The organism is Spirosoma litoris (assembly GCF_054776755.1).
Window position 1 is genome coordinate 132,483 of sequence record NZ_BAAHBI010000036.1, and the last position, 21,924, is coordinate 154,406.

Below are 21,924 nucleotides of genomic sequence, written 5' to 3' on the forward strand. Positions count from 1 at the left end.
ATTGACGATGAAGTTCTTATGGTTTAGGCGCATAGGCCCCTTTTTTAATCCAGGTGGTCCAGGCTTTTGCAAATTCGGCATGGCTCAAGGGGGGCAGCGTACGGCCTTCGCCGGGATTCCAGCCGCTCAGTACTAACCCATCGTGGGCATGTTCGAGCAATTGTTCCTTTGTTTTATTACCATTCTGTTTCGGATCGATCAGTTGTTTGGCCAATTGATGGGGTGTTCGACCCTGAAAAACCATTTTCATGGAGGCTGGCGGTAAGTGCCAATTCGGGTTGCCTGGTGGCGTATGGACACCTGGCGTGTTGGTGGGCTGATGGCAGTTGGCGCATTTCATAGCGTATAGCCCTTTTCCTTCAACTCCCCGTTTGGGTCCCATCGTATGCAAATGGCTATCATCTCCCTGCAACGGTACATCGCCCGATGGGTGGCAGTTCATGCAGCGAGGACTCATCAGTACTTTATACACACTCGCAAAGGCTTTTACGGATTCCACACTATCCCGATTGACGGGGGCTGCGTTGGGTTTTGCTCTCTTTTCTATCCTCTTGTGTGTTGTTCCGAAAGTTGATGCCATAATCGCCGTTACGGTCAGCATAATCCCTGCCGCTACAATCGTTCGGATTGGTCGGAAAGAGTAGGGTTGAGGTTCAGTAGGTCGTTTCATAGCGGTAATTGGAGGGGTAATGGATAATGATTAGTGATGAGTAGCGGCAGCGGCATTATCCATTATACTATTACTTGTCCAATTTAGATTCTAGAGATTCTCGGGTTCGCCCGCGCGGTTGATTCTAATTGATGACTTATGGGTTGATTATCGGTAGAGTAATGACAATAGAATCCGATAGAATCTACAGAATCTACTTTGGTAAAGCACTATGTCAGTCATTATGATTGACACCAACCTTCTGCTCCATACCGGCGGCTAGATGGATGGCTTTACGGATGCGCAGATAGGTACCACAACGGCAAATATTACCGGCCATGGCATTATCAATGTCCTGATCGGTTGGGTTTGGATTCTCCCGCAACAACACGACTGCTGACATGATCTGGCCGGAATGGCAATAGCCGCACTGCGGTACATCGATCTCCTGCCAGGCTAGTTGCACGGGGTGATTATTGTTTTCCGACAAGCCTTCGATAGTAACTACTTTTTGCCCGGCAGCACGGCTAACGCGGGTAACGCACGAGCGGACGGCTTCGCCGTTTAAATGGACTGTGCAGGCTCCGCACTGTGCCACGCCACAACCATACTTGGTACCTTTCAGGCCAACAACATCCCGGATTGCCCACAGAAGTGGCATCTGCGGATCGACATCGATCGACTGATCTTTTCCATTGATGTTAAATTTGATCGTTGCCATAGTGGTATCGTTTTAATTCTACTCTGTATAACTGCCTAAATTTCTGTTTGTTGCGAGGGGTAAGTATTCCCTTAATATGTGACGTCTAAAGTAGAGTAAGGCATTTTACTATCCTTATTGTATTCAAACGAAGAGTGACGAAAATCAAATAATTGCTTTGGTCTGAGTCGGGCCTAAGCGTATGCCAGTTATAAATCAATCGAAACAGGCATCAACAACCGGTCGTTATCGGCCCGATTAGGTTCTGTACCAGGCTGGGGTTTGAGCGCTGATGGCGATTGAAGGCTATAAGCCATTCTGTTCGCGTGTCGTTTCAGTTTATAAACAAAGGGTTTGTTGTTGATCTGGACGACGACCTGGTAGGCATCATTCGGCAGTGATGACAGGTCCAACCGGCGTCGATACCGATCATGGTTGGTGAACTCTTCATAGAGCGATTGCCCGCCTTGATCAATCACCTTAACCATATATCGGTACCGATCAGGGTTATCGACAATGAGGTACAGCTTGCCCGTTTGATTGATGTACGCATGAACCAGATACGAATTGACCGTTGAGTTTGCGTACGAGCTGGCATTGGTTTTGACAGATACATTGGGCATTTTGGGCTCTGCCGGTGTTGGCGGAAGAGCCTCGGTTTTAATACGATCCGTTAGAAGTTGGTTAGCGACTAACTTCGCTAGTAATTGATCAAACTGCTTTTGATTTTTCCGACTTAGTTTGACCCATTTTTCGGGCATAATTTCTTCGTAGAGAAGATGGCGATCAGGGCCAAAAAACTGAACTATCGTACTGCGCGTGCTTGCCTGCGTTGTAAGCTGCCAATAGCCTCGACTTGAATCGATTTCGACCTCATTTTGTTGAGCCGCTGGCTCAAACTGGGCCCGGCCCACCTGTGCATACAAGAGCAGGGCAAAAATGTAGACCCACACAAACGTCTTTCGCCGGGTTACGGTCATGAAGGGAGTCGTTGAATTCACCAACAATCCGGTTAAGAAGGCCCGAAGCAAGCAGGCTAGTAGGGCGATAAGTCGACAAAGTAGCATAATCGATGTCTGGTTTATGGTGGTAAGACAATTCAGGTTGTATTTCGTTGAGCAAATGAATACACTGTTTCAGTAGCTCGATTTTTTTTTAGACTAACGACAGCTTCGCTCCTCCACATAACCGTTTATGGAGACTCAGCGCAGTTGGTCGAGAAAATAGGTCGTTTGTCGAATCCTGACTACGTTACGGAGTCTGCACGCGTTGTTGGACGAATAGACCATATTTTGAGTCAAAGAAGGCGTAGCTTTGACTTCTTTTGTGGGAGAAACCACGCACAAATGGCTCGTTTCAGTATGCTTAAACCGTATCGGGAAGTTGGGGCTCAGGCTATTTTCTGGCTGGGCTACTTCCTGTTTGAGTGGCTTAATACAGGGGCTTATATGGATAACTACCAGAAAAGCCTTTGTCAGATTACCCTGAGTTTACCCCTGTTGGTGGTGGCTGGTTATTGGCATCTGCTGGTTACGGTTCGCCATTTTCTGCTCTCGGGTCGTATGACGGGCTTCTGGATCAGTTTAGGAGGAGGTTTGCTGGTTTTCGGCCTGCTCCGACGGGCCATCAACTATAGGTGGTTATATCCGGTCTATTATCCAGATGGCTTACTTAAGCCCTATTGGTATTGGCCTAAAATCATGGCCGAATCCATGCAGCTGCACTTAGTGGTTGCCTTGTTTGTGGCGGTTAACCTGGTTCGGCATGCCTTGCACCAGCAACAGTTGAGCGAGACCTATCGCCGGGAAAAACTCGCAGCCGAATACCGATTGTTACAATCTCAGGTGCAACCTCACTTTCTGTTCAATACGCTTAATAATCTCATTTCAGTCTCGCTGCATCAGCCAGCCCAGATGCCCAATTTGTTGCAGCGATTAGCCGGATTGCTCAGCTATCAACTCCACGAAAGCCATCGCCCAACGGTATCTTTGGCCAAAGAAGTAGCGTATTTGACGGATTATATTTCGCTCGAAAAAATTCGGTATGCGGATCGGCTGGATGTGATGACGAATTTTGATGAGTTGTCAAATTTGACCAACCTGATGATTCCGCCGATGCTCCTGTTGCCCTTTGTGGAGAACGCTTTCAAGCATGGAGCTGCCCAAACGGAAGGGGCCTGCTGGATTCAGCTCCACTTGTACCGGAGTGGCAATCGGCTGGTTTTTTCGGCGGAGAACTCCATCCCGGAAGGGGTTTCGTATCCATCGACAACAGGGTTAGGGTTGACAAATCTGAAAAAGCGACTGGATATTCTATATCCTGCGAATTACGAATTAGTTACGTTGCCGGAAGATAGTCAGTTTCTGGCAGTCCTAAAATTTACGATAAACTGATGGCGATTCGTTGTTTTGTGCTGGATGATGAGCCGCTCGCAACCGATTTGTTGAAAGACTACATCGGTCGATTGCCCGATCTGGATCTGGTGGGTGTATCCAATAGCCCAACGCAGGCATTGCGAATGCTGCAACAAACACCGGTCGATGTTCTGTTTCTGGACATTCAGATGCCTCGACTAACTGGCTTCGATTTATTGCGTCCGCTAGGCTACCGGCCCAAAGTGATTTTTACAACGGCCTTTCGGGAATACGCGCTGGATAGCTACGAATTTGATGTGCTGGATTTTTTAGTGAAACCCATTTCATTTGAGCGATTCCTCCAGTCTGTTGGTAAAATTTACCGTTTTTTGCCCGCCATATCGCCCATTCCAGACACACCAGAGCCTGCAAAAGCGGGGAAAGAGTACCAGTATTTCAAGGTCAATAAAGAGATGGTCAAACTCTTTCTGGAGGATATTTTATGGATTGAGGGCCTGAAAGATTACGTCCGAATTCACACCATATCGGGCACGCTGGTGTCGTACCTGCGGATTAGTTATCTGGAGGAAAAACTACCTCCCGATCGATTTGCGCGTATTCATAAATCGTTCATTGTGGCGCTGGATCATATTCAGGCAGTCAGCGCGACTTACATCCGAATTAGTAATGAGGAGATTCCTATTGGCCGGATTTATAAGGCTAAACTGGAGGAAGTTCTTCAACGAGAGTAAGCAAGGTTGGCTTTTTAACCAGAACCCCGTTAAGTTTGTCAATCATCCATGAAGTAGTAACCCCAAATTCACGTTAAAACCAGTTTTATAAAGCTAAACCAAAATGAGAAACTGCATTCTGTTCACCATAGCTGCTACGTCGTTAGCGTTTGCTGCCTGTGGTCAAAATACAGCAAGCACGCTGCCTCCGGTAGAAACGAAAGAAGCTAATTCGGATTATAAGCCCGCTTTTGCTGGCCAAACCCGAATTGCTGGCGTTAAATCGGCGACTAACTACGAAGGCAAGGTATTAACCGAAGCACTGAAGAGCCCCTGGGGTATTACGACCCTACCTGATGGCCGACTGCTTGTTACCGAAAAAGAAGGCGTGATGCGCATCGTTACAACCGCGGGTAAGGTAGGTGAAGCCATCACGGGTATTCCTAAAGTGAATCCATCTGGACAGGGCGGACTCTTGGGCGTTCGGGTCGATCCTGATTTTGCGACCAACCGAATGGTGTACTGGGTGTTTTCGGAACCTCTTGCCGACGGTAATCTGACCGCTGTGGCTAAAGGCAAATTATCGGCCGATGAGAAGAAGATCGAGGGCGCGAAGGTTATTTATCAGGCTACACCGGCTTACAAAGGAAATTTGCACTATGGTGGTCGGATTCTTATTGATAAAACCGGGAACCTGATCATCAGCACGGGCGAACGTTCTGATCTGGTTACTCGACCACAAGCTCAATCGCTCAATTCAGGTCTGGGAAAAGTGATTCGGATTACGAAAGAAGGCAAACCGGCTCCTGGCAACCCATTTGAAGGCCAGGCGGGTGTTAGACCCGAACTGTATTCCTATGGCCACCGGAACGTGCAGAGCCTGGCTTTTGATCCTGTAACGGGCGATCTGTGGGAAGGTGAATTTGGCCCTCGTGGAGGAGACGAACTCAACCACATCAAACCCGGAAAGAACTACGGCTGGCCTACGATTACGTATGGTATTGAGTACAGCGGCAAAAAAATAGGTGATGTCATTCAACAAAAAGAAGGCATGGAGCAGCCGGTTTATTACTGGGACCCCGTTGTGTCGCCAAGCGGTATGACATTCTACAGCAGCGATCATATTCCTGAATGGAAGAATAACCTTTTCATCGGCTCATTGAGCGGCATGCACGTGCTACGCCTGATTATTAAAAATGATAAGGTTGTGGGCGAAGAGCGGCTACTTGCCGACCAGTTCCAGCGTTTTCGGGATATCACACAAGGAAAAGACGGTGCTTTATATGCCATTACCGATCAGGGACGGTTATATCGCATCGATAAAAAGTAATGTTTAGTCATTACAGAAAGCCATAAATGCCTGGATGCTTGTTGCCTTTTTTCTAATACAAAAGCCTTGAGAACATATTGTTTTCGAGGCTTTTGTATTAGAAAGGTTTATTCCCGGAAAGGTTTTATTGCCTTGAATCGATTTGTATGGTGAGGGAGGTGGTCGGTCTGATTAGTATCGAGTTATTTTTCGCTAAAACCACTTGGTGTGGATTCACGTTAATACTGTACGTTTTTAATAAACCTTCATCATTGCCGCAAATGGGTTAGTTAATGGCTTATTAATCAGGCAATAGCCCATTATTAACTTTACGCACGGTATACTTTTGATTTAGCTATGACCACTGATCAACGGCCTTTGGATGCTGCTCAAAAACTAACCCAGCGATTGGATATTGATTTTGCGCTTCAGGCTGCCGGAATGGGCGTTTGGGAGTTGGATCCTGTTACTAATGAGATACTTTGGGACGACCGTTGTCGAGAGTTATTTGGACTGGCAAAAGATAACAACTTAACCTACGAGCAGGCTATCCAGTACATTCACCCCGAGGATGTGCGCCAGGTCAATATAGCTGTACAGTGGGCAATGAACCCGCAATCGAATGGTCTTTTTGATGAAACTTACCGAACTATAGGGGTTGACGATGGTCAGTTGCGTTGGGTACGTTTTTATGGCAGAAGTTACTTTTCCGAGGCCGGTGAGATTTATCGCTTTGCAGGTGTAGCTCAGGAAGTAACGCAGCAGATACTGGCTCAGCAACGAGAGGCTGCCACTCGTCAGGAGTCTCAACGGCAGCAACGTATTTACGAAGCCATTACGGCCAGTACACCTGATCTGATGTATGTCTTTGATCTGAACTATCGGTTCACTTACGCCAATCAGGCATTACTGGAGATGTGGGGCAGTACCTGGGAGAAATCGATTGGAAAAGGCCTGTTAGAAAATGGCTATGAACCCTGGCATGCGGAGATGCACGAACGGGAAATCGATAAAGTCGTTGCTACCAAACAGCTTATTCGGGGTGAGGTGTCGTTTCCGCACGCTACGCTAGGTAAACGGATTTACGACTATGTATTTGCACCAGTTCTTAACGAAAAAGGAGAGGTAGAGGCAATAGCAGGCACCACTCGCGACATTACTGAAATCAAGCAGGCCGAAGCCGCTTTACAAGCCAGCGAAGAACGGTTTCGATCATTTGTAACGGCTAGTTCAGATGTCGTTTATATCATGAGCGCCGACTGGCGCCAGATGAATCAAATGGACGGAAAAACGTTTTTGGCCGATACGCAGGAACCCAGCCGCAACTGGCTACTAAAATACATTCCGGCCGAAGATCAGCTACAGTTCGAAATGGCCATTGAAGACGCTATTGCTACCAAACGAGTGTTTGAATTAGAGCACCGTGTTGTACAGGCCGATGGAACCATTGGTTGGACAGTCTCGCGCGCAGTGCCCATTCTGGATGAACAGGGGCAAATTGTGGAGTGGTTTGGTACCGCTAGTGATGTGACCGAACGGAAGCGGGCGGAGGAAGCACTTCGGCAAAGTGAAGAACGCTACCGGCATCTATCTGCCGAGTTAGAAGAACGCGTAAAAGCCCGTACCCAGGCTTTAAGTCAGGCCAACGCTGATCTGAAACGCTCCAATGATAACCTGCAACAGTTCGCTTACGTGGCTAGCCACGATTTACAGGAGCCATTGCGCAAAATTCAATCGTTTAGTACGCTACTGACGCAACAACTGGATAATCAATTGAACGAAACGGCTAAAGATCATTTACAGCGTATTACGGCTGCCGGTGCCCGAATGTCTACGCTGATTAAAGATTTATTGGCCTATTCGCGCATCTCGACCCGTCAGCAGGCTTTCGGTCCGGTTTCATTAGGGACCATCGTGGCGGATGTACTCACGATGCTCGAATGGGATATTAGTCAGTCGGGGGCTCAGATTAGCGTTGAGCCACTACCCGTGATTAAAGGTGATGAGTCACAATTAGGCCAGCTGTTTCAGAATTTGCTGACGAACGCCATCAAGTTTGTGGCCCCCGGTCAATCTCCCCAAATCCGAATTGAGTATATCCAGCGGTCGTTGGGCGAATTGCCACCTGATGTAAAGCCAAGTGTAGAGGCCTCGATTTATCACCAAATCACTATAAAGGATAATGGGATTGGGTTTGACGAAAAGTATGCAGATCGTATTTTTCAGGTGTTCCAGCGACTTCATAGCAAACAGGAATATGCAGGTACTGGCGTTGGACTAGCAATTTGTCAGCGAGTAGTGGAGAATCACGGCGGAGCTATCAAGGCCAGTAGCCAACCAGGTCAAGGGGCCAGTTTTCAGGTATATCTTCCGGCTTAAGAAGAGGTGAGTTAGTTTATACCTTTTCGGCTACAGGGCCAATATGCATTTTTTTGGCAAGTACCCATCCCTCTAAACCAACGGAAGAATTTATAACAAAAAGTACATAGTGACCTTCACTAACTAATTGAACGTATTGATCAGGTATATCCTGATCATCTATAATGGCTTTCGTTAACGAATGATTGTCAAAGGGCGCAATGGAAAACAGTACATTTTGTACGCCAAACGAGCATAACTCCCACCATTCAACGCTTTGAAAAATAACCCGACATTTTTCTCCTGACGGAAGCACGGTTTTTAGTACGAGTTCTTTGTTGTCCTCGTCGTGTTCTATACCCATTACTTCGGCGTCGTGTAAATTAACATCTGTCATGGGCTATTTATTCGGTTAGATTGAGAACGCTTTTTGAAGCTACGAATAATAACGCAAGTTACAAGATTTAGCCGTTGATTATGAGATAATTAAATGTTGATTTGTGGCAAACCTCATTGACCATGCCCTAGGCAGGAGCTAATCAACTTAGTCAAAGTGTTGCATTCGACTTAATCCATCTTCAATTGCACGAGTGTTCCTGATGGCCTCCTGCAACAATGGGCTAAGGTTCATGCCATCAGGTTTGACATATTCATTGATAACCTGCAAAATCGTGCCGTGAAGCTGAATTATTTGAGGTTTTACCTCATTTCTAGCAATACTTGCCATTTGCTCTAACTCGGCATTTCGCTCTTCGAGCAAGCGTTTTAAGGTTTCTAACGCCTTGTTTTTCTTTCGGAGCTCCAGCATGTTTACCACTTGCTTGGCCAATGTCTTTAGCGCTGATAACTGACTTTCGCTTAGGTTATTGGGCGTATTATCAATGACGCATAAAGACCCCAACGGATAGCCCTCCTGATTTACCAGGGGCACACCCGCATAAAAAATCACGTGCGGATCACCAGTAACCAAGGGATTACCAATAAAGCGCTCATCTTCCCGCGAATCAGGAACAATTAGGGGTTCGTTGGGATTGAGAATGCCATGTGCGCAAAACGCGTAGTCACGCGGGGTTTCCCGTACGTCAAGACCCTGATTGGATTTGAACCACTGCCGTTTATCATCAATCAGGCTGATTAGGGCAATCGGGGTCTGGCAAATTTCAGAAGCAAGCCGGGTTAAATCGTCATAGTCTTGTTCTGGGAGTGAGTCAAGTATATCGTAACTTCTGAGCGAATCAAGCCGGTTGTTTTCCTCTGGGTGAGGCTGAGCAACTTTCATGTAATAGAGTCGAATTTCTCCATAAATCTACGCAGTATTTAGCTAATTCAGGAAATTAGGCTTGTCCCTCTCCACCTTTTTTGGGTGGAGAGGGCTCCCTAACACTTGACCTGGTTAGTAGCTTAAAGAGCGTTTTCCAGAACTTCCGTAAGTGTAATAATTGAATAGTATCAGCCTATAAAAGATTTTATAGCTTTATGCTTCCCGATTTACGTTTACTTATAAACCTGCTTTACAGGTAGGAATCAATTCATTTTTCCTTCGATCTACGTTCGTTTTTCTGGGTGCACTTACGATAACGGACAGCCTGCTACTAGCTAATTTCACATCTTCAAGCCAACCAGAACCAGGCATTTTTGATACGCGCCGATTTCAAACCGTCACCAGCGAACGGGAAACCGTTGTTCTGGATACCAAAACAGGTCAATTGGTACTTATACTAATTACCTGGGGAAACCCCGCCGACTTAAGTTCTACTTCAATGATGTTGAGGTAAGAGGCAAATAGACGTATTGAATTCAATTGAAACGCCTAGCAAAAGTCCAGTGAGCTTTGTGATTTATTGTTACTCAGCCTTGATCATTTTAATAGTTTGGGACTGTCCTGCACTACTTACCTTTAGCAATAGTAAGCCGCGACTGCTACCCAATGGAATACTTAGTTGTTCCAACGAACTCGCCTGAGCAAGAGTTTGCTGATGCCAACGACGACCCTGTAGATCCATTACTTCCACCAATATCCCTTGGCCACTAACGCCACTTATCTCAACCTGAGCCGCAGGACCTACTATCGGGTTGCCTAATACGCGAACCTGGAGTTTCGAATCTGACTCTTCAATTGCTCCTACCCGACCTGAGGCTCCCGTGGGGGGAGTACCATAGATCAAGACACCCTTCAAGTAAACGCAGATACGGGGATTAAGGACTGTAGCGCCATAGTTGCTCATGTAAGAATAATCATTAGTCTGATCTAACAAGCCATAGTCTGAGCGTACCAAACGGAAATCAATTGCTCCTAAACTAGTCATGGCAGCTAGCGTTCCGGTGCTCAATATCTTTAGCTCTACATAACTATCGGCCCCGGTTACCGAACTGATTTGAACCACTTTAGCCTGAACGTTAGAGCTACCCATGGCTGCATAGTCTACATAGAGTTTAGCTAATTGGCCATTGTCGGAAGTGAACCAGTAACGTGCACTCAGATCCTGTTTGTTAATGGGCGTGTTGCTATCATTACGCAATTCGAGCCGGGTGGTAACTTGCGAGGCCTTTGGCGAATCTTTGGTCGCTGAATAGGCCCTCACGCTAGGCTGTGGATCGGTTACTGGAGGTTGGGGATCTACCGTAGTCGCGATCCGACGAAAAGATGCGTCAGGTATTAGTTGTTTGTTAAGGTTCGGACCACTATAGCTAACCGTCAGGACTTGGCTACCAGTACCCTGAAAGTAAACGACAGTAAATGAGTGCACTCCAGCCTTTAAACCGATGGTACCCGAACGTTCCTGCTCACCGTGCACGCCGTCATTGCTGACTACCTCTGTAGTGCCAATCAGGAGCTTGGTGCCATCATCTGAGCTTGTGTAAAAAGTGTAGGCTCCATCGGTTGGTACGCTGATGAAGCCGGTAAAGCGTAGCCCGTAGTTCTGGTCACGATTACGAACAGATAGGCCAACAGTAGTCGTGGTTCCTGATTTAACTGGCGTCAGCGTTGTGAAATCAGGTAAGCTGCTCCATGAATTTTCATAATAGCGGTAATCTAGTCCAGTAACAGCATTAGCTGGATTTTCGGGCGTGCGTAGCGTTACAACTGGGGTGGTATCTTTAAATAAAAGCAATGATGAAAAACCAGGAACCGTTACCTGACCGCTGTAACCGGTATTTCGTGCATTTTTATAATTGCCATCCAACGTAACCTGATTGGCATTAGCCGTTGGGTTAGTTAGAAGTTTGATATACTCGTCAGGATTGCCCGATGAGTAGGTAATAGGACTATTGGTTGATGATGCATCTTTGCCGTATTGACTTTTCCACTGAGCCAGCGAGAGTGCTGTGCCAGATGTGGTATTATACACAGCCAGAATCTTAAGATTATCATCAAATGGACGTGCATACACATTATTATCAAACTGCCCATAACTGCCTAAGTCGTTCTGGCTCGACTCATATTTAGCATTGTACTGATCTGCTGAGCGACTTACAAAAATATTATTTAGAATAGAGTTGGAGCGAGGCTGGCAACCATTGGCGCTTTTTATGGATATCTGGGCTTCGCCATTATTATAAGAAGTATTTCCCGTTACCGAAACGGAAGACGATCCGTGCAGATATATTCCAGAACCCTTACAGTTATAAACCGTATTATCCTTCACCTCAATGTTAGCGGTGCAATCATCGAGATAAATGCCATGAGCACCGGCTGATGTACCACTTGGAGATCCTTCAGGAGCACCAATCCCATTATAGACGGTGTTCGAAATTAGATGAATATCATTTAATGCCTGTTGATTACCATTCCAGATATATAAACCACCACCGTCACTTTTAGTCAGACAAAAGTTGCTAATTTGATTACGTTGAACGGTTGTACTAGTCGAAAAATTAACGGCGTGGTAACCAATATTATCAAATATATTGTTCTCAATCAGTGTGTTCGCTGTGGAATTCGATTGAAACCCAACGTAATTGCCATCGCCACTTTTACCACGACCCGGCAGAAGTGCAATATTGCGAACGATATTGCCTCTAAACGTAACATTCTGATAGGTTGCTATTGCAACTCCATTGTTATTTACATTTTCAATCAAATTGCCTTCCAATAGAATCTGCTGGCCACTGCCCTGAATAGAGACGCCATCTTCGCCCGCCTGCGTAATATCATTACTGGTAATATTAATGTTTGAACTATTGGTAACCAATACGCCAGTATTCAGGGCCTGTGAAATCTGTAGATTACGTATAGTTATATAAGATGCGTTTACTAGATTTATAGCCTGAGCATACGCGGTGGCTGCAATGGATTGGTTATTAGGGTTATCCTGACTATTATATAATTGAATTGCTTTCGTAGCCGAGTTATAGTACCACTCCCCATTTTGGTCAAGAGCGCTAGGGTGATTCTGAATAAAGTAACCCCAGTTATTCGTGATATCGTAGTTACCAGCACTTTCTAAATTCAGAGTATTTCCACTCTGACTCGTGATTTTAGCCCTGTTCAATATCCATTGGGTCGGCCGAAATACAACCTCTCCCCCTGTCCAGTTGGTTGATAGCGATTGTTGACTGGTAAGCTGCGTTTTGCCCGAATGCGATTGGACCGTGAGGTACCCTTTGTTACTTGCATCCAGGTTAGGATATCGGCCTAAAGGTAGGGCTGTATTATCGCGGTATAGACCTGTAACCTGGCTGCCACAACTAGTACAAGTAGCCTGCCAAATATTGTTACCGATATTGCTCCAGCTCGTAACAGCTACTGCGCCAGAAAGAATAGGCTTATTGCCAGATCCGTAGGCATCAATAACAATAGGGCTACCAGATGTGCCAGACTCAGTAAGTTGCAAAGTACCCCGAAATGTGTCGCCCCGGCGGAATAAAACCACATCACCAGCTTGCAGTACTAAATTGTTAATTTTTGTCAGGCTCTGAAACGGACTGGATGTTGATCGACCGTTATTTGAGTCATTGCCATTGCTAGCCACATAGTAAGTTGTTTGTGCCCAAGCAGATTGTATGACCAGACTAATCAAAAAGAATAGTACAGCATTCCTTAAATTCTGCCGACAATATTCAGATTTTATAAATATATACAACTTATTCATAGTAAAGTACAGGTGTTTGATTGCGGAAAAAAGTAACTTATAATTGGCTTCTAAATTAGATAATTTTAAACAGTAGTTGCTGTTGGAAAATAGAAATTTTGCTGCGTTTAATTTTAGATTACGAATCATAACTTACAGTAAATCGGACCGTTACCTCATTTTTTATTTCAAATGCTCACTTTTTTTTGCGAATAATTAGTTAAAAAACACAACATGCTTTATACTAACATTTTGTTTACAGTTTGCTTTACTTTTTGGCTTATTTCGCAATCAATAATCACTTTACCCATAAAATTGATAAAGCTTTAATTCCACCCATATGCAACCTCAACTAGTGATTCAGGTAGGCAAACTGAAAGGCCCATTTCGAGGCTTTAGAACGCAGTTCAATCGTTTTACATTTTCTAATGGAGTAAGCTGGCTCCAGAATGAACCCAAATACCTGTATTATTATGCGAATAACCCTCGTGCAAGGGTTATTTATGAAGCGGGTGTTTACATCTTAGAGGTAGATGGCACTTCTGAAACTGTACAGGTTATTCAGGATGCATCCTAGATTACCTATTTTATCCTTCTTACCACTTTTGGCTTCGCTGTCAATCCGGCTAACTTATTACGATACCACTCTTATTTTTTGCTATCGATTCATAAGCTTATGGCCGTGATTAAAATGAATGGCACTTAAGTAATATTCTTACGGGTATTAGTTTGCTAATATGTCCAAGCCTGAACTACTGATTTTTCCAGGCAAGAACTAGCTATGTCTGATCACGACGACAAGTTTGAAGACGAAAAGAAGTCTGAAATGCTGGAAATATACGATCAGGAACTAGATCCTGCTCCAGAACTACCAGTGCGTCCATTGGTGACTATATATGCTGTTTGGGTAGCAATATCATTTTTGCTACTGGTTTTAAAACAAACCAATCAAATTGACTGGGCCTGGTGGTGGATAAGCCTACCGTTGTGGCTGGTACCAATTGGATTTATGTTTCTGGCACTAATAGTGCTTTTATCAACAGTATGGCAAGAGCTTAAAAGGGCTTTCCATATACGTTAGTCTGGTATAATTTTATTTACTTGACTTTGTATTGATAATTAACCTTAGCTTCATTGGGTACGGCCATCTACCTGGGCTTGATCATCTTCGCCATTTAGAAATCCATTGCCTGGTATTGAATCAGGGTCGCCTACATTCGACGCCTTAATCTGGGCCCGATTGATCCAGGTACCCGCTATTGTGACACGACTCTGAAAGGATATAGTTTGTGTAGTGCCTGCCGCAATAGGGGATAGCAACGTCCTGATATAGGCACCATCTATTGTCCAGTTTGTTGTATCAACCAATTCAAAACCATTAGGTAGTTGATTTTCGAGTTGAACGCCATTGGCTACAAGCCCTCCTTCATTTGTAATATATAAAGTAAAGGTTAGAATTGTACCTACCTGAGATGTTCTATTACTAACATCCATTTTTAAACTAAGATCAGCCTGATTAGGATTAGGACTGGGCTGATTAGAGACTACAGTTGGCAGCAAACGTTGATTAGGGTTAGGAGATTCAACAATAGCAGTGGTCGTATTGCCCACACGTAATTCAGCGGTTGCCGCATCATCTTCTCCATCAGCAGTACCTGAGTTAGGAGTACTGTCAGAGTCAGGCGAGTTGGCCGTAGTTATCTGAGCTGAGACATGAAATAATCCGGCAGTTGTTGGCCTTACTAAAAAGGTAAAAACAGTGTCGCTTTGTGGAGCAAGCTGGGGCAATTCTCCAGTCAACACATTATCACTATAGGCTTGTCCGCTGCTATCTACAAAATTAAGATAAGCAGGCAGGCGGCACGTCCATCGCGCTAACCCAGCCTGAACATTACTTTGATTGCTAATCCGAAGGCGAAAATTAACCGGTTCATTTACTTGTAAAAAGCGTTTTTCATTTTCTAAAAATAAGCTAAGGTCAGTGGTCAACAGTGGGATAGTGTCCTTTAGTAAAATTGTCGAACTAAACGGACTGAGGGTAAATGAACCAGTATATATTTGATTTTTTACATTTCGATAAACTCCTTCGAGTGTAATAACACTATCTCTCAGAGTAGGATTATAGAATAATTTAATAAAATCGTCGGGATTATTTCGAATAGGTGCATCCTCTTGCAGGCGAACATTATCGAGCCAGAAAGTTGGTCCTTCGCCATCAATTTGTATCATCACAACGGCATTCGAATCACTGTCAGTTGGCGTAAACGGTAACTCGAAACTCGTACGTGTTGTGCTGATCGGGATAGAATATCGTTCATCATATTCTTTGTAAGGAGAGCCATATTGTCGAAGATAGACCAGTATGGTATCTTTGGTTGTAGCAATAGCATCAAATCGGAGCACATACGTTTTACCTTTTGTAAGGGAAACAAATTTAGCCGCCTGAGCATATGAATTGCTTTGCCCTGATGAACTCGTAAAGCCCACTCTCAGACTTCCATTATCTAATTTGTTCGTGTTATCTTGAGTAACCTCCCCGTTATTGTAGCGACTGTAAACGAGGAGCCAATCATCGTTACTTGTATCGAAAGTCGAATTAAACTTGTTGGTTCCACCAGCCCCATCGTTTTTATACTGCTTATAAGTAATAGGACTACCTGTTGAATGAAGATCGAGCCCACCCGAAAAACTCTGCCACTCATCTAGCGACCAACCCCTGCCAAAAGTTGAATTTATAACCCCCAGTACTGAACCATATTCTTTAAACGGGCGAGCATAATAATTTGAATCGATTTGACCATAAAGAAGCAAATCATTGGTATTCGATTCATAATCTGCCGTAAATTGAGAGGACTCTTTGCTAACACAGATATTCTGCTTTATGACATTGTTTCGAATCGGACATGCACCCCCATTATGATATACGATTAATTGAGTTCCACTGTTATTAAATAGAGTGTTGTCTGTAAATGTGATCTTATTTGCTGCATGGAGAAAGACTCCTCGCGTATTACCAAATACAGTATTATTTCTCACGTCTACATTCTCAGTGCAATCGTCAAGAAATATTCCAATGGTATAATCTACCCAAGGAGCGCCACCTGCTGGGTTATTGTATAATATATTTGACAATATATGGATGTTAGTCATTGCAGCCTTATTGCCGTTCCAACAGTATATACCACCTCCATCAACTTTGGAATAACAGTAATTTGAAATAACATTCTGTTGAATAGTTGTATTATTCCAGAATGTTATTCCATTATAGCCTACGCTATCAATAGTATTTTTTTCGATCAATACAGCTAGGTTAGCCTTTGAGGCTATCCCATTATATTGGCCATCGCCACTTTTACCCCGACCAGGAACGATGCCAATACTTCGGAACAAATTACCTCTGAGTGTGACAGTTTGATAAGCGTCAATGACAAGACCATTGTTATTAATACTAGTTACAGTATTATTCTCCATGATTATGTTTTTGCCCGATCCACTGATAATAACTCCGTCTTCGCCCGCATTGGTAATGTCAAGGTTTATTAGCGAAAGATTTGATACATTTTGAGCTATTATATTTGTATTGAGTGTTTCTGTACACCTTAAGTTTCGTAGTTCAATGAAAGATACATTAGCGAGGTCTATCCCCCGACTATTGACAGTGGTTGTCAGTAATTGACTAGGCAATACATTTTGTGTATTATATAGTAGCAACTTTTTATTAGTTGCATCATAGCACCATTCATCATCTCTATCTAGTGTTGCCGGGTGATTTTGAAAAAAATATTCAGAATTATCTTTGGGTGTATAGTTTGAGTAGTTAAACAGATTCAGAGCATCTCCATATTGATGATCGACAACCGCTCGATCAATAATCCAGGCAGCAGGGCGCATAACAACTTCGGCTCCCTGCCAATCTATTGTTGTAGGTAAATGCTCCAGGCTAAAGATTTGATATTTCTGGGTGTGCGCTCTGATTGTAAGATTTCCTTTGTTGGGCGCATCGGCATTTGGATAACGACCTAATGATAAAGGAACACCATTACGATACAAGCCAGTAACTGCGGTACCACAGGTTGGGCAAGATGCCTGCCAGATATTATTCCCGACATTGGTCCAGTTAGTTACTGGCACTGAACCGGCCAGAACAGGCTTTGGGCCACTATCATATGCGTCAAAAATAATAGGTGCGCTGGCCGTGCCTGACCGACGTATTGTTAAGGTGCCTCGAAAAGTATCGCCCCGTCGAAACAGCACTTTATCACCAGGTTGCAGCGACAGACCGTTGATTTTACTTAACGTTTGAAAGGGGAATGTACTAGACCGTCCATTATTAGAATCGTTACCGTTCGTAGCAACGTAATAGGTATTCTGGCACAGACTAATTGATACTGGAAAAAAAAATAAGAATAGTAATTCGAAAAAAAATAGCCTTGCTTCTTGTTTGTACATTTTTAAAGACATAACTATTGAGTGCGTAAAGGAAGGGTAACAACTTCCCACCAGTAACGTCGGAAATTGTAAAGACAATTTAACCATTCATGATAGGTACTGGGTTTAATAATATAGGAGGCAACGCTAAAAGAATATACTAGCGCTATGTCTTCGGTCGTCTGCGAAAAACTAAGAGTTATAATAGGCGGTTTTCGATAGAAGGCGTAGTTCTTAATGAATTCCAGGATAGCTAATCCATCTTCTCGTCTGGGTAGGTATAATTCGGCTAAAATCAGTCGAGGCAGTTTAACAGGATCATCTGCATGGGTTTGCAGATAGGTGATTGTTTGAGCTGTATTGTTCATCCATATCGGCGTTACTTCAGGAAAAGTTTGGGCTAAAACAGCTCGAATAATAAGCCACTGCTCTGCATTATTTTCAACAACCAGAATTGGAACTGGTGTTTCCTTTCGGCGCCGAGGAGTTGAATGTTTACTCATTTAGGTACAATCGTGGATGTGTAAGTGTAAAATTGAATTTATAATGTATACAAAGATTTTTTGGGTCATGTAAACTTTAGTCAACTCGTACTCCAGTTCAATTAGTGCAATGTATATAGTGGACCAGAGATTGACGTCGTATTATCTTGAGTACTTAAACGGGACGAATCTGCTTGACCTTAGTTCAGGTCAGAAAACTATTTTCGATCTACTTGAAGTTAATTTCTCAGTAAATAAATGGCTTATACCAGAGTTTCACACAACCATTGGTGGCTGGGGTTCTCCAATAGTAACTATAGTAAGTCTTTCTAAGTCTAAATGTTTAGTCAATAGTTGATTTGTGTAATGTTTGCTGACTATTTATTGGCAAAACCAAATTTTACATACCATCGTATATGTAAAGAACACCAAATAAGACAAACATGAATACTATCCAGTTGGTAGGTCATCCGCAACCAGTGGCCATCAATTCAATTGTCTGGTTAGAAGGAGAAGCAAATTATACTCGGGTACATTATCAAGATGGCAAAAGTGTTATTGTTACCCAGTCGCTGCATTGGTTCGAGCAGAATATAGATTTTATTCGTGTTCATCGATCAGCTGTTATCAATCCAATGTTTGTACAGGAATTCGGTCAGAAGCGCGGCCGGTCCGGATGGGTCCGGATGACTGATAATAGGGTCATACCCGTTTCCCGTACACGACTTGAACTGACAGAAACCAGACTTTTGCAAGTAAATAACCACTTGCAACTGAGCAACGATAGCTAAGAAACTAGCTTGCTCATTGCTCAAATGATTATGTTTTGCTTGTATAGGTTGGCTTTTTTGATTACCTATCATGATAGATTATGATTAACGAAAGTTGTTATTCGGTAACCTAAAGAGTCAATCTCTACAAAGATAATTCCTGTTTTTGCGCCTGAAATAATTAATTTCTAAACTGGTACTAATTGAAAAATTTATATTTAAAGACATATAAATCCACTAAATTTATTTACATATTATATAATTTAGTAAATATGTAGTATAATATAATTAAATTTAAACAACTAATATGTGTTTATGGTTTAATGTAATTGTAAAACAGTATTCTGCTTTTTCTTTTCTTCAGACGCTTACCCTTCTAATTTTATAGAGAAATCATCCCTGGATGAAACCGTACTATGTTGGCTAATCTTACCTGTGCTTTGATTGTTTAGATTATCCTGAACACATTGTATGCTATAGAAAGTAGAGTGCCCTTGGCAAATAGTAAACTATTACCTGATTATAGACGTCGTTTGACATTCAGGTCTATGACTCTTTTAACTACTCAACGTTGTTTCAATTATGTATGCACCCGTGCTCTTATTTGCGTACAAGCGCCCTGTTGAATTACAGGAAACGCTTCGGGCTTTACAGGCCAACCATCTGGCTTCACAAAGCGACTTATACATCTTTGTAGATGCGCCCAAACGGCCAGATGATGTCGCTAAAGTTAATGAGGTTCATAAGCTACTAGATGCGGTATCTGGTTTTCGTACAATTCATCGGGATTATGCAAAAAGTAACATTGGCTGTGCTGATTCAATAATCAGAGGTGTGTCTCATGTATTGTCCAAGCATCCAACTGCTATCATTGTAGAAGATGATCTGATTACTGCACCAAACTTCCTGGATTTCATGAATCAGTGTCTGGTGAAGTATGCAGATAATAAACGTATTTATTCGATTGCGGGTTACACGTTGCCATTTTCACAACCCGCCCAATATACTTCTGATACCTACACGATTCCCCGTCATAGCCCTTGGGGATGGGCAACCTGGGCTGACCGCTGGCAATCGATTGATTGGGATATGAAAGATTATCCGGAGTTTGCGCGTGACCGCCAACAACAAAAAGCATTTATGCAGGGAGGCTCAGACCTCGTTGGTATGTTACGAGATCAAATGGAAGGGCGGTCCGATGCGTGGGATATCCGTTTCTGTTACAATCGATTTAAAGGAAATGGCTTGTCTATCTATCCAACCAAATCGAAAGTGCAAAACATCGGATTTGGCAAAGACGCTACCCATACTGATATTTTTAATCGCTACAAAACCCAACTGGACGAGGGTACACAACGAACATTTGACTTGCCAGAATTAAACCAGCCCACCGATTATTACCATCGGCAAACACTTCGTCATTATAGTGTTCCGGTCAGAATTTATAATCGATTAAAGACTCTGGCTGGAATGCGCTGACGTTTTCTTTCTCTTCTTGCCAATGATCGATTAACTCGTTTTTTCAAACGGGCCGATACCTCACTTACTTTATTATTTACTACTATGAAGCAATTAATCAGGCTCCAGCTAAGTGCGTTTGTCCTTATGCTTGCCGGACTAGTTTGTTGTAAGACATCAGATCCTGCACCAGACATAGTTGTACAACGGCAGGACACGCTTAGCATTACTCAGGTACGAGCCATTAACTCGACGCCTGTCCCTGCGAGTGTTGAGATTACAGACGCGGGTAGCGAGGGGGTCTTCAAGCTAGATGTCGCCGATCAAAGCAGCGTCGATAATACTGGTACAATTCTGGTTACCAAAAATGGCTACCGATACAGGCGAGATTTCCAGGGCGCTGCTAGCCTGCTCTGGTTTGGCGTCAAGCAATCGGACGCTGATATTGGCCCTGCTTTGGAGACGGCTATAAAAGCTACTGGAAACATTTTTATTCCCGACGGGAAATACACGCAGCTTACCACGGTGCATTTGGCCAGTAATTTGACCATTCGAGCCAATGCTGGCAAAGTACTTATTACGTTGCCTAAAGTATACGTTTCGCTTTCAAGTCCCGTCGATCCGTCGATTCAATTAAAGAATATCCTGGTAGATGGACTATCCTGGAATCTAACCTCCACACAGAGTAGTTTAAATGGGCCAATTTATATTGACGGTCCTACTGTTTCGGATCTGACCATTCAGAATTGTACCAGCATCGATGAAACCGCCAAAGACAGCACAAACTGGCTTACACTAAAAGTTCAGGCCGGAAAAACCGCAACTAATATTGTCGTGAAGAATAATACAATACAGGCGAAACGTATGGCTTGTGAGATTTTTAATCATGATAACTACAATATCTACGCGGGTAAAAACATAACCGTTAGTGGAAATACATTTTACAACTGCCACTTTGGTTTGTCTTTATCGGGGCCTTTAGCTCAGCTTACAATTGATAATAACGACATAAAGAACTGCAGTTTATATGGTATTGAGATTGCTGGAGCTGCCCAGAATGTGACAATTACGAATAACCGGTTTGAGGGCGTCTTTGATAAGTTCCTCGAAGGCTCGAATGATGGGGGCGGAAATGGTTCCATCGTTGGAGGTATGGTTGTTACAGGCAATTCAACAATAGGTCTATGTCAGGGAGGGGTACAGTTTCATAATGGTGGAGCAATGCAGTTTAGCAAAAACAATTTCCGAATGACGGGAATGTTGGAACTCCTGCATTCAACTTCAGGCGGCACCTTCACTGGGAATAGCATTGAAAGTTCATCGAACAAAGCAATTATCTGCGATGACACCCCTAATAATACGTTCTCAGAAAACACCATTTCCAATAAGGCCAGCTCTGGAAATCAGGCTACGTTCATGGCTTATGGTAGTAAAGCCGTAAATAACGTGCTGACAAAAAATAGATTGATTCAGGGTATGGGTGGTAAACCGTATGATGCTGTTTTAGGTGGTAGTTGTAAGGCCTCTATGAATTACGATGAAGCAGGTAATCCGATACCCTAATGTATTTGATGGAGGGTAGTGGTATTAAGTTTACTAAATGTGAAAAATAG

General features: G+C 43.6%; 17 protein-coding genes. 9 read left to right on the forward strand and 8 right to left on the reverse strand.

The annotated features are described in order from the left end of the window. Positions 1–16: 16 nt before the first annotated feature. From ACYVGR_RS22770 to ACYVGR_RS22780, 3 genes are all read right to left on the reverse strand, one after another. Positions 17–670, reverse strand: coding sequence for a hypothetical protein (locus ACYVGR_RS22770; RefSeq protein ID WP_460961019.1), 654 nt, complete (start codon positions 668–670; stop codon positions 17–19). 214 nt (positions 671–884) lie between these two features. Then, positions 885–1,370, reverse strand: a complete 486-nt coding sequence (locus ACYVGR_RS22775) for a (2Fe-2S)-binding protein (RefSeq protein WP_460961021.1) — start codon at positions 1,368–1,370, stop codon at positions 885–887. Between the two features lie 188 nt (positions 1,371–1,558). Then, positions 1,559–2,416, reverse strand: a complete 858-nt coding sequence (locus ACYVGR_RS22780) for a hypothetical protein (RefSeq protein WP_460961023.1) — start codon at positions 2,414–2,416, stop codon at positions 1,559–1,561. 279 nt (positions 2,417–2,695) lie between these two features. On the opposite strand from ACYVGR_RS22780, the gene ACYVGR_RS22785 reads away from it, so the two are divergent. The 4 genes from ACYVGR_RS22785 to ACYVGR_RS22800 all read left to right on the forward strand — a co-directional run bounded on the left by ACYVGR_RS22785 (position 2,696) and on the right by ACYVGR_RS22800 (position 8,122). Then, positions 2,696–3,742, forward strand: a complete 1,047-nt coding sequence (locus ACYVGR_RS22785) for a sensor histidine kinase (RefSeq protein ID WP_460961025.1) — start codon at positions 2,696–2,698, stop codon at positions 3,740–3,742. Beyond that, positions 3,742–4,455, forward strand: coding sequence for a LytR/AlgR family response regulator transcription factor (locus ACYVGR_RS22790; RefSeq protein WP_460961027.1), 714 nt, complete (start codon positions 3,742–3,744; stop codon positions 4,453–4,455). The genes ACYVGR_RS22785 and ACYVGR_RS22790 overlap by 1 nt, the downstream gene beginning before the upstream one ends. Before the next feature lie 103 nt (positions 4,456–4,558). Further along, positions 4,559–5,764, forward strand: coding sequence for a PQQ-dependent sugar dehydrogenase (locus ACYVGR_RS22795; protein ID WP_460961029.1), 1,206 nt, complete (start codon positions 4,559–4,561; stop codon positions 5,762–5,764). A gap of 336 nt (positions 5,765–6,100) precedes the next feature. Next, positions 6,101–8,122, forward strand: a complete 2,022-nt coding sequence (locus ACYVGR_RS22800) for a PAS domain-containing sensor histidine kinase (protein WP_460961031.1) — start codon at positions 6,101–6,103, stop codon at positions 8,120–8,122. A gap of 16 nt (positions 8,123–8,138) precedes the next feature. Here the strand turns inward: ACYVGR_RS22800 and ACYVGR_RS22805 are convergent, their stop codons facing one another. The 3 genes from ACYVGR_RS22805 to ACYVGR_RS22815 form a co-directional block, all read right to left on the reverse strand. Next, positions 8,139–8,498 (reverse strand): hypothetical protein, encoded by a 360-nt coding sequence (locus ACYVGR_RS22805; protein WP_460961033.1) that lies wholly within the window; start codon positions 8,496–8,498, stop codon positions 8,139–8,141. A 147-nt stretch (positions 8,499–8,645) separates the two neighbouring features. Beyond that, positions 8,646–9,380: a GAF domain-containing protein gene (locus tag ACYVGR_RS22810; protein WP_460961035.1), complete on the reverse strand. Its 735-nt coding sequence runs from the start codon at positions 9,378–9,380 to the stop codon at positions 8,646–8,648. A gap of 565 nt (positions 9,381–9,945) precedes the next feature. After that, complete coding sequence (locus ACYVGR_RS22815; protein WP_460961037.1) at positions 9,946–13,074, reverse strand: right-handed parallel beta-helix repeat-containing protein; 3,129 nt, start codon at positions 13,072–13,074, stop codon at positions 9,946–9,948. 439 nt (positions 13,075–13,513) lie between these two features. Between ACYVGR_RS22815 and ACYVGR_RS22820 the strand changes: the two genes are divergently transcribed. Both ACYVGR_RS22820 and ACYVGR_RS22825 read left to right on the forward strand, forming a co-directional pair. Next, positions 13,514–13,750, forward strand: a complete 237-nt coding sequence (locus tag ACYVGR_RS22820) for a hypothetical protein (RefSeq protein ID WP_460961039.1) — start codon at positions 13,514–13,516, stop codon at positions 13,748–13,750. 204 nt (positions 13,751–13,954) lie between these two features. After that, positions 13,955–14,254: a hypothetical protein gene (locus ACYVGR_RS22825; protein WP_460961041.1), complete on the forward strand. Its 300-nt coding sequence runs from the start codon at positions 13,955–13,957 to the stop codon at positions 14,252–14,254. 50 nt (positions 14,255–14,304) lie between these two features. On the opposite strand, the gene ACYVGR_RS22830 is transcribed toward ACYVGR_RS22825, so the two are convergent. Both ACYVGR_RS22830 and ACYVGR_RS22835 read right to left on the reverse strand, forming a co-directional pair. Then, entirely contained in the window at positions 14,305–17,634 is a 3,330-nt protein-coding gene (locus ACYVGR_RS22830) for a right-handed parallel beta-helix repeat-containing protein (RefSeq protein WP_460961043.1), read from the reverse strand. Between the two features lie 2 nt (positions 17,635–17,636). After that, the gene (locus ACYVGR_RS22835) at positions 17,637–18,104 is read right to left on the reverse strand and encodes a response regulator (RefSeq protein ID WP_460961045.1); all 468 of its coding nucleotides are present in this window, start codon (positions 18,102–18,104) and stop codon (positions 17,637–17,639) included. 422 nt (positions 18,105–18,526) lie between these two features. Here ACYVGR_RS22835 and ACYVGR_RS22840 point away from each other — a divergent pair, with 422 nt between their 5' ends. The 3 genes from ACYVGR_RS22840 (at position 18,527) to ACYVGR_RS22850 (ending at position 21,874) form a co-directional block, all read left to right on the forward strand. Continuing rightward, positions 18,527–18,874 carry a LytR/AlgR family response regulator transcription factor gene (locus ACYVGR_RS22840; protein ID WP_460961047.1) on the forward strand — a complete coding sequence of 116 codons (348 nt, stop codon included), beginning with the start codon at positions 18,527–18,529 and terminating at the stop codon, positions 18,872–18,874. Positions 18,875–19,435: 561 nt separating this feature from the next. Next, entirely contained in the window at positions 19,436–20,332 is an 897-nt protein-coding gene (locus ACYVGR_RS22845; RefSeq protein ID WP_460961050.1) for a glycosyltransferase family protein, read from the forward strand. A gap of 84 nt (positions 20,333–20,416) precedes the next feature. Next, a complete protein-coding gene (locus tag ACYVGR_RS22850) occupies positions 20,417–21,874 on the forward strand; it encodes a right-handed parallel beta-helix repeat-containing protein (RefSeq protein ID WP_460961052.1) in 1,458 nt (485 codons plus the stop codon). Positions 21,875–21,924 lie beyond the last annotated feature (50 nt).

What these genes read in the sequence shown, in the direction of transcription:
- ACYVGR_RS22770 (WP_460961019.1), bottom strand. Translation starts at nt 670, where the DNA reads ATGAAACGACCTACTGAACCTCAACCCTACTCTTTCCGACCAATCCGA.
- ACYVGR_RS22775 (WP_460961021.1), bottom strand. Translation starts at nt 1,370, where the DNA reads ATGGCAACGATCAAATTTAACATCAATGGAAAAGATCAGTCGATCGAT.
- ACYVGR_RS22780 (WP_460961023.1), bottom strand. Translation starts at nt 2,416, where the DNA reads ATGCTACTTTGTCGACTTATCGCCCTACTAGCCTGCTTGCTTCGGGCC.
- ACYVGR_RS22785 (WP_460961025.1), top strand. Translation starts at nt 2,696, where the DNA reads ATGGCTCGTTTCAGTATGCTTAAACCGTATCGGGAAGTTGGGGCTCAG.
- ACYVGR_RS22790 (WP_460961027.1), top strand. Translation starts at nt 3,742, where the DNA reads ATGGCGATTCGTTGTTTTGTGCTGGATGATGAGCCGCTCGCAACCGAT.
- ACYVGR_RS22795 (WP_460961029.1), top strand. Translation starts at nt 4,559, where the DNA reads ATGAGAAACTGCATTCTGTTCACCATAGCTGCTACGTCGTTAGCGTTT.
- ACYVGR_RS22800 (WP_460961031.1), top strand. Translation starts at nt 6,101, where the DNA reads ATGACCACTGATCAACGGCCTTTGGATGCTGCTCAAAAACTAACCCAG.
- ACYVGR_RS22805 (WP_460961033.1), bottom strand. Translation starts at nt 8,498, where the DNA reads ATGACAGATGTTAATTTACACGACGCCGAAGTAATGGGTATAGAACAC.
- ACYVGR_RS22810 (WP_460961035.1), bottom strand. Translation starts at nt 9,380, where the DNA reads ATGAAAGTTGCTCAGCCTCACCCAGAGGAAAACAACCGGCTTGATTCG.
- ACYVGR_RS22820 (WP_460961039.1), top strand. Translation starts at nt 13,514, where the DNA reads ATGCAACCTCAACTAGTGATTCAGGTAGGCAAACTGAAAGGCCCATTT.
- ACYVGR_RS22825 (WP_460961041.1), top strand. Translation starts at nt 13,955, where the DNA reads ATGTCTGATCACGACGACAAGTTTGAAGACGAAAAGAAGTCTGAAATG.
- ACYVGR_RS22830 (WP_460961043.1), bottom strand. Translation starts at nt 17,634, where the DNA reads ATGTCTTTAAAAATGTACAAACAAGAAGCAAGGCTATTTTTTTTCGAA.
- ACYVGR_RS22835 (WP_460961045.1), bottom strand. Translation starts at nt 18,104, where the DNA reads ATGAGTAAACATTCAACTCCTCGGCGCCGAAAGGAAACACCAGTTCCA.
- ACYVGR_RS22840 (WP_460961047.1), top strand. Translation starts at nt 18,527, where the DNA reads ATGAATACTATCCAGTTGGTAGGTCATCCGCAACCAGTGGCCATCAAT.
- ACYVGR_RS22845 (WP_460961050.1), top strand. Translation starts at nt 19,436, where the DNA reads ATGTATGCACCCGTGCTCTTATTTGCGTACAAGCGCCCTGTTGAATTA.
- ACYVGR_RS22850 (WP_460961052.1), top strand. Translation starts at nt 20,417, where the DNA reads ATGAAGCAATTAATCAGGCTCCAGCTAAGTGCGTTTGTCCTTATGCTT.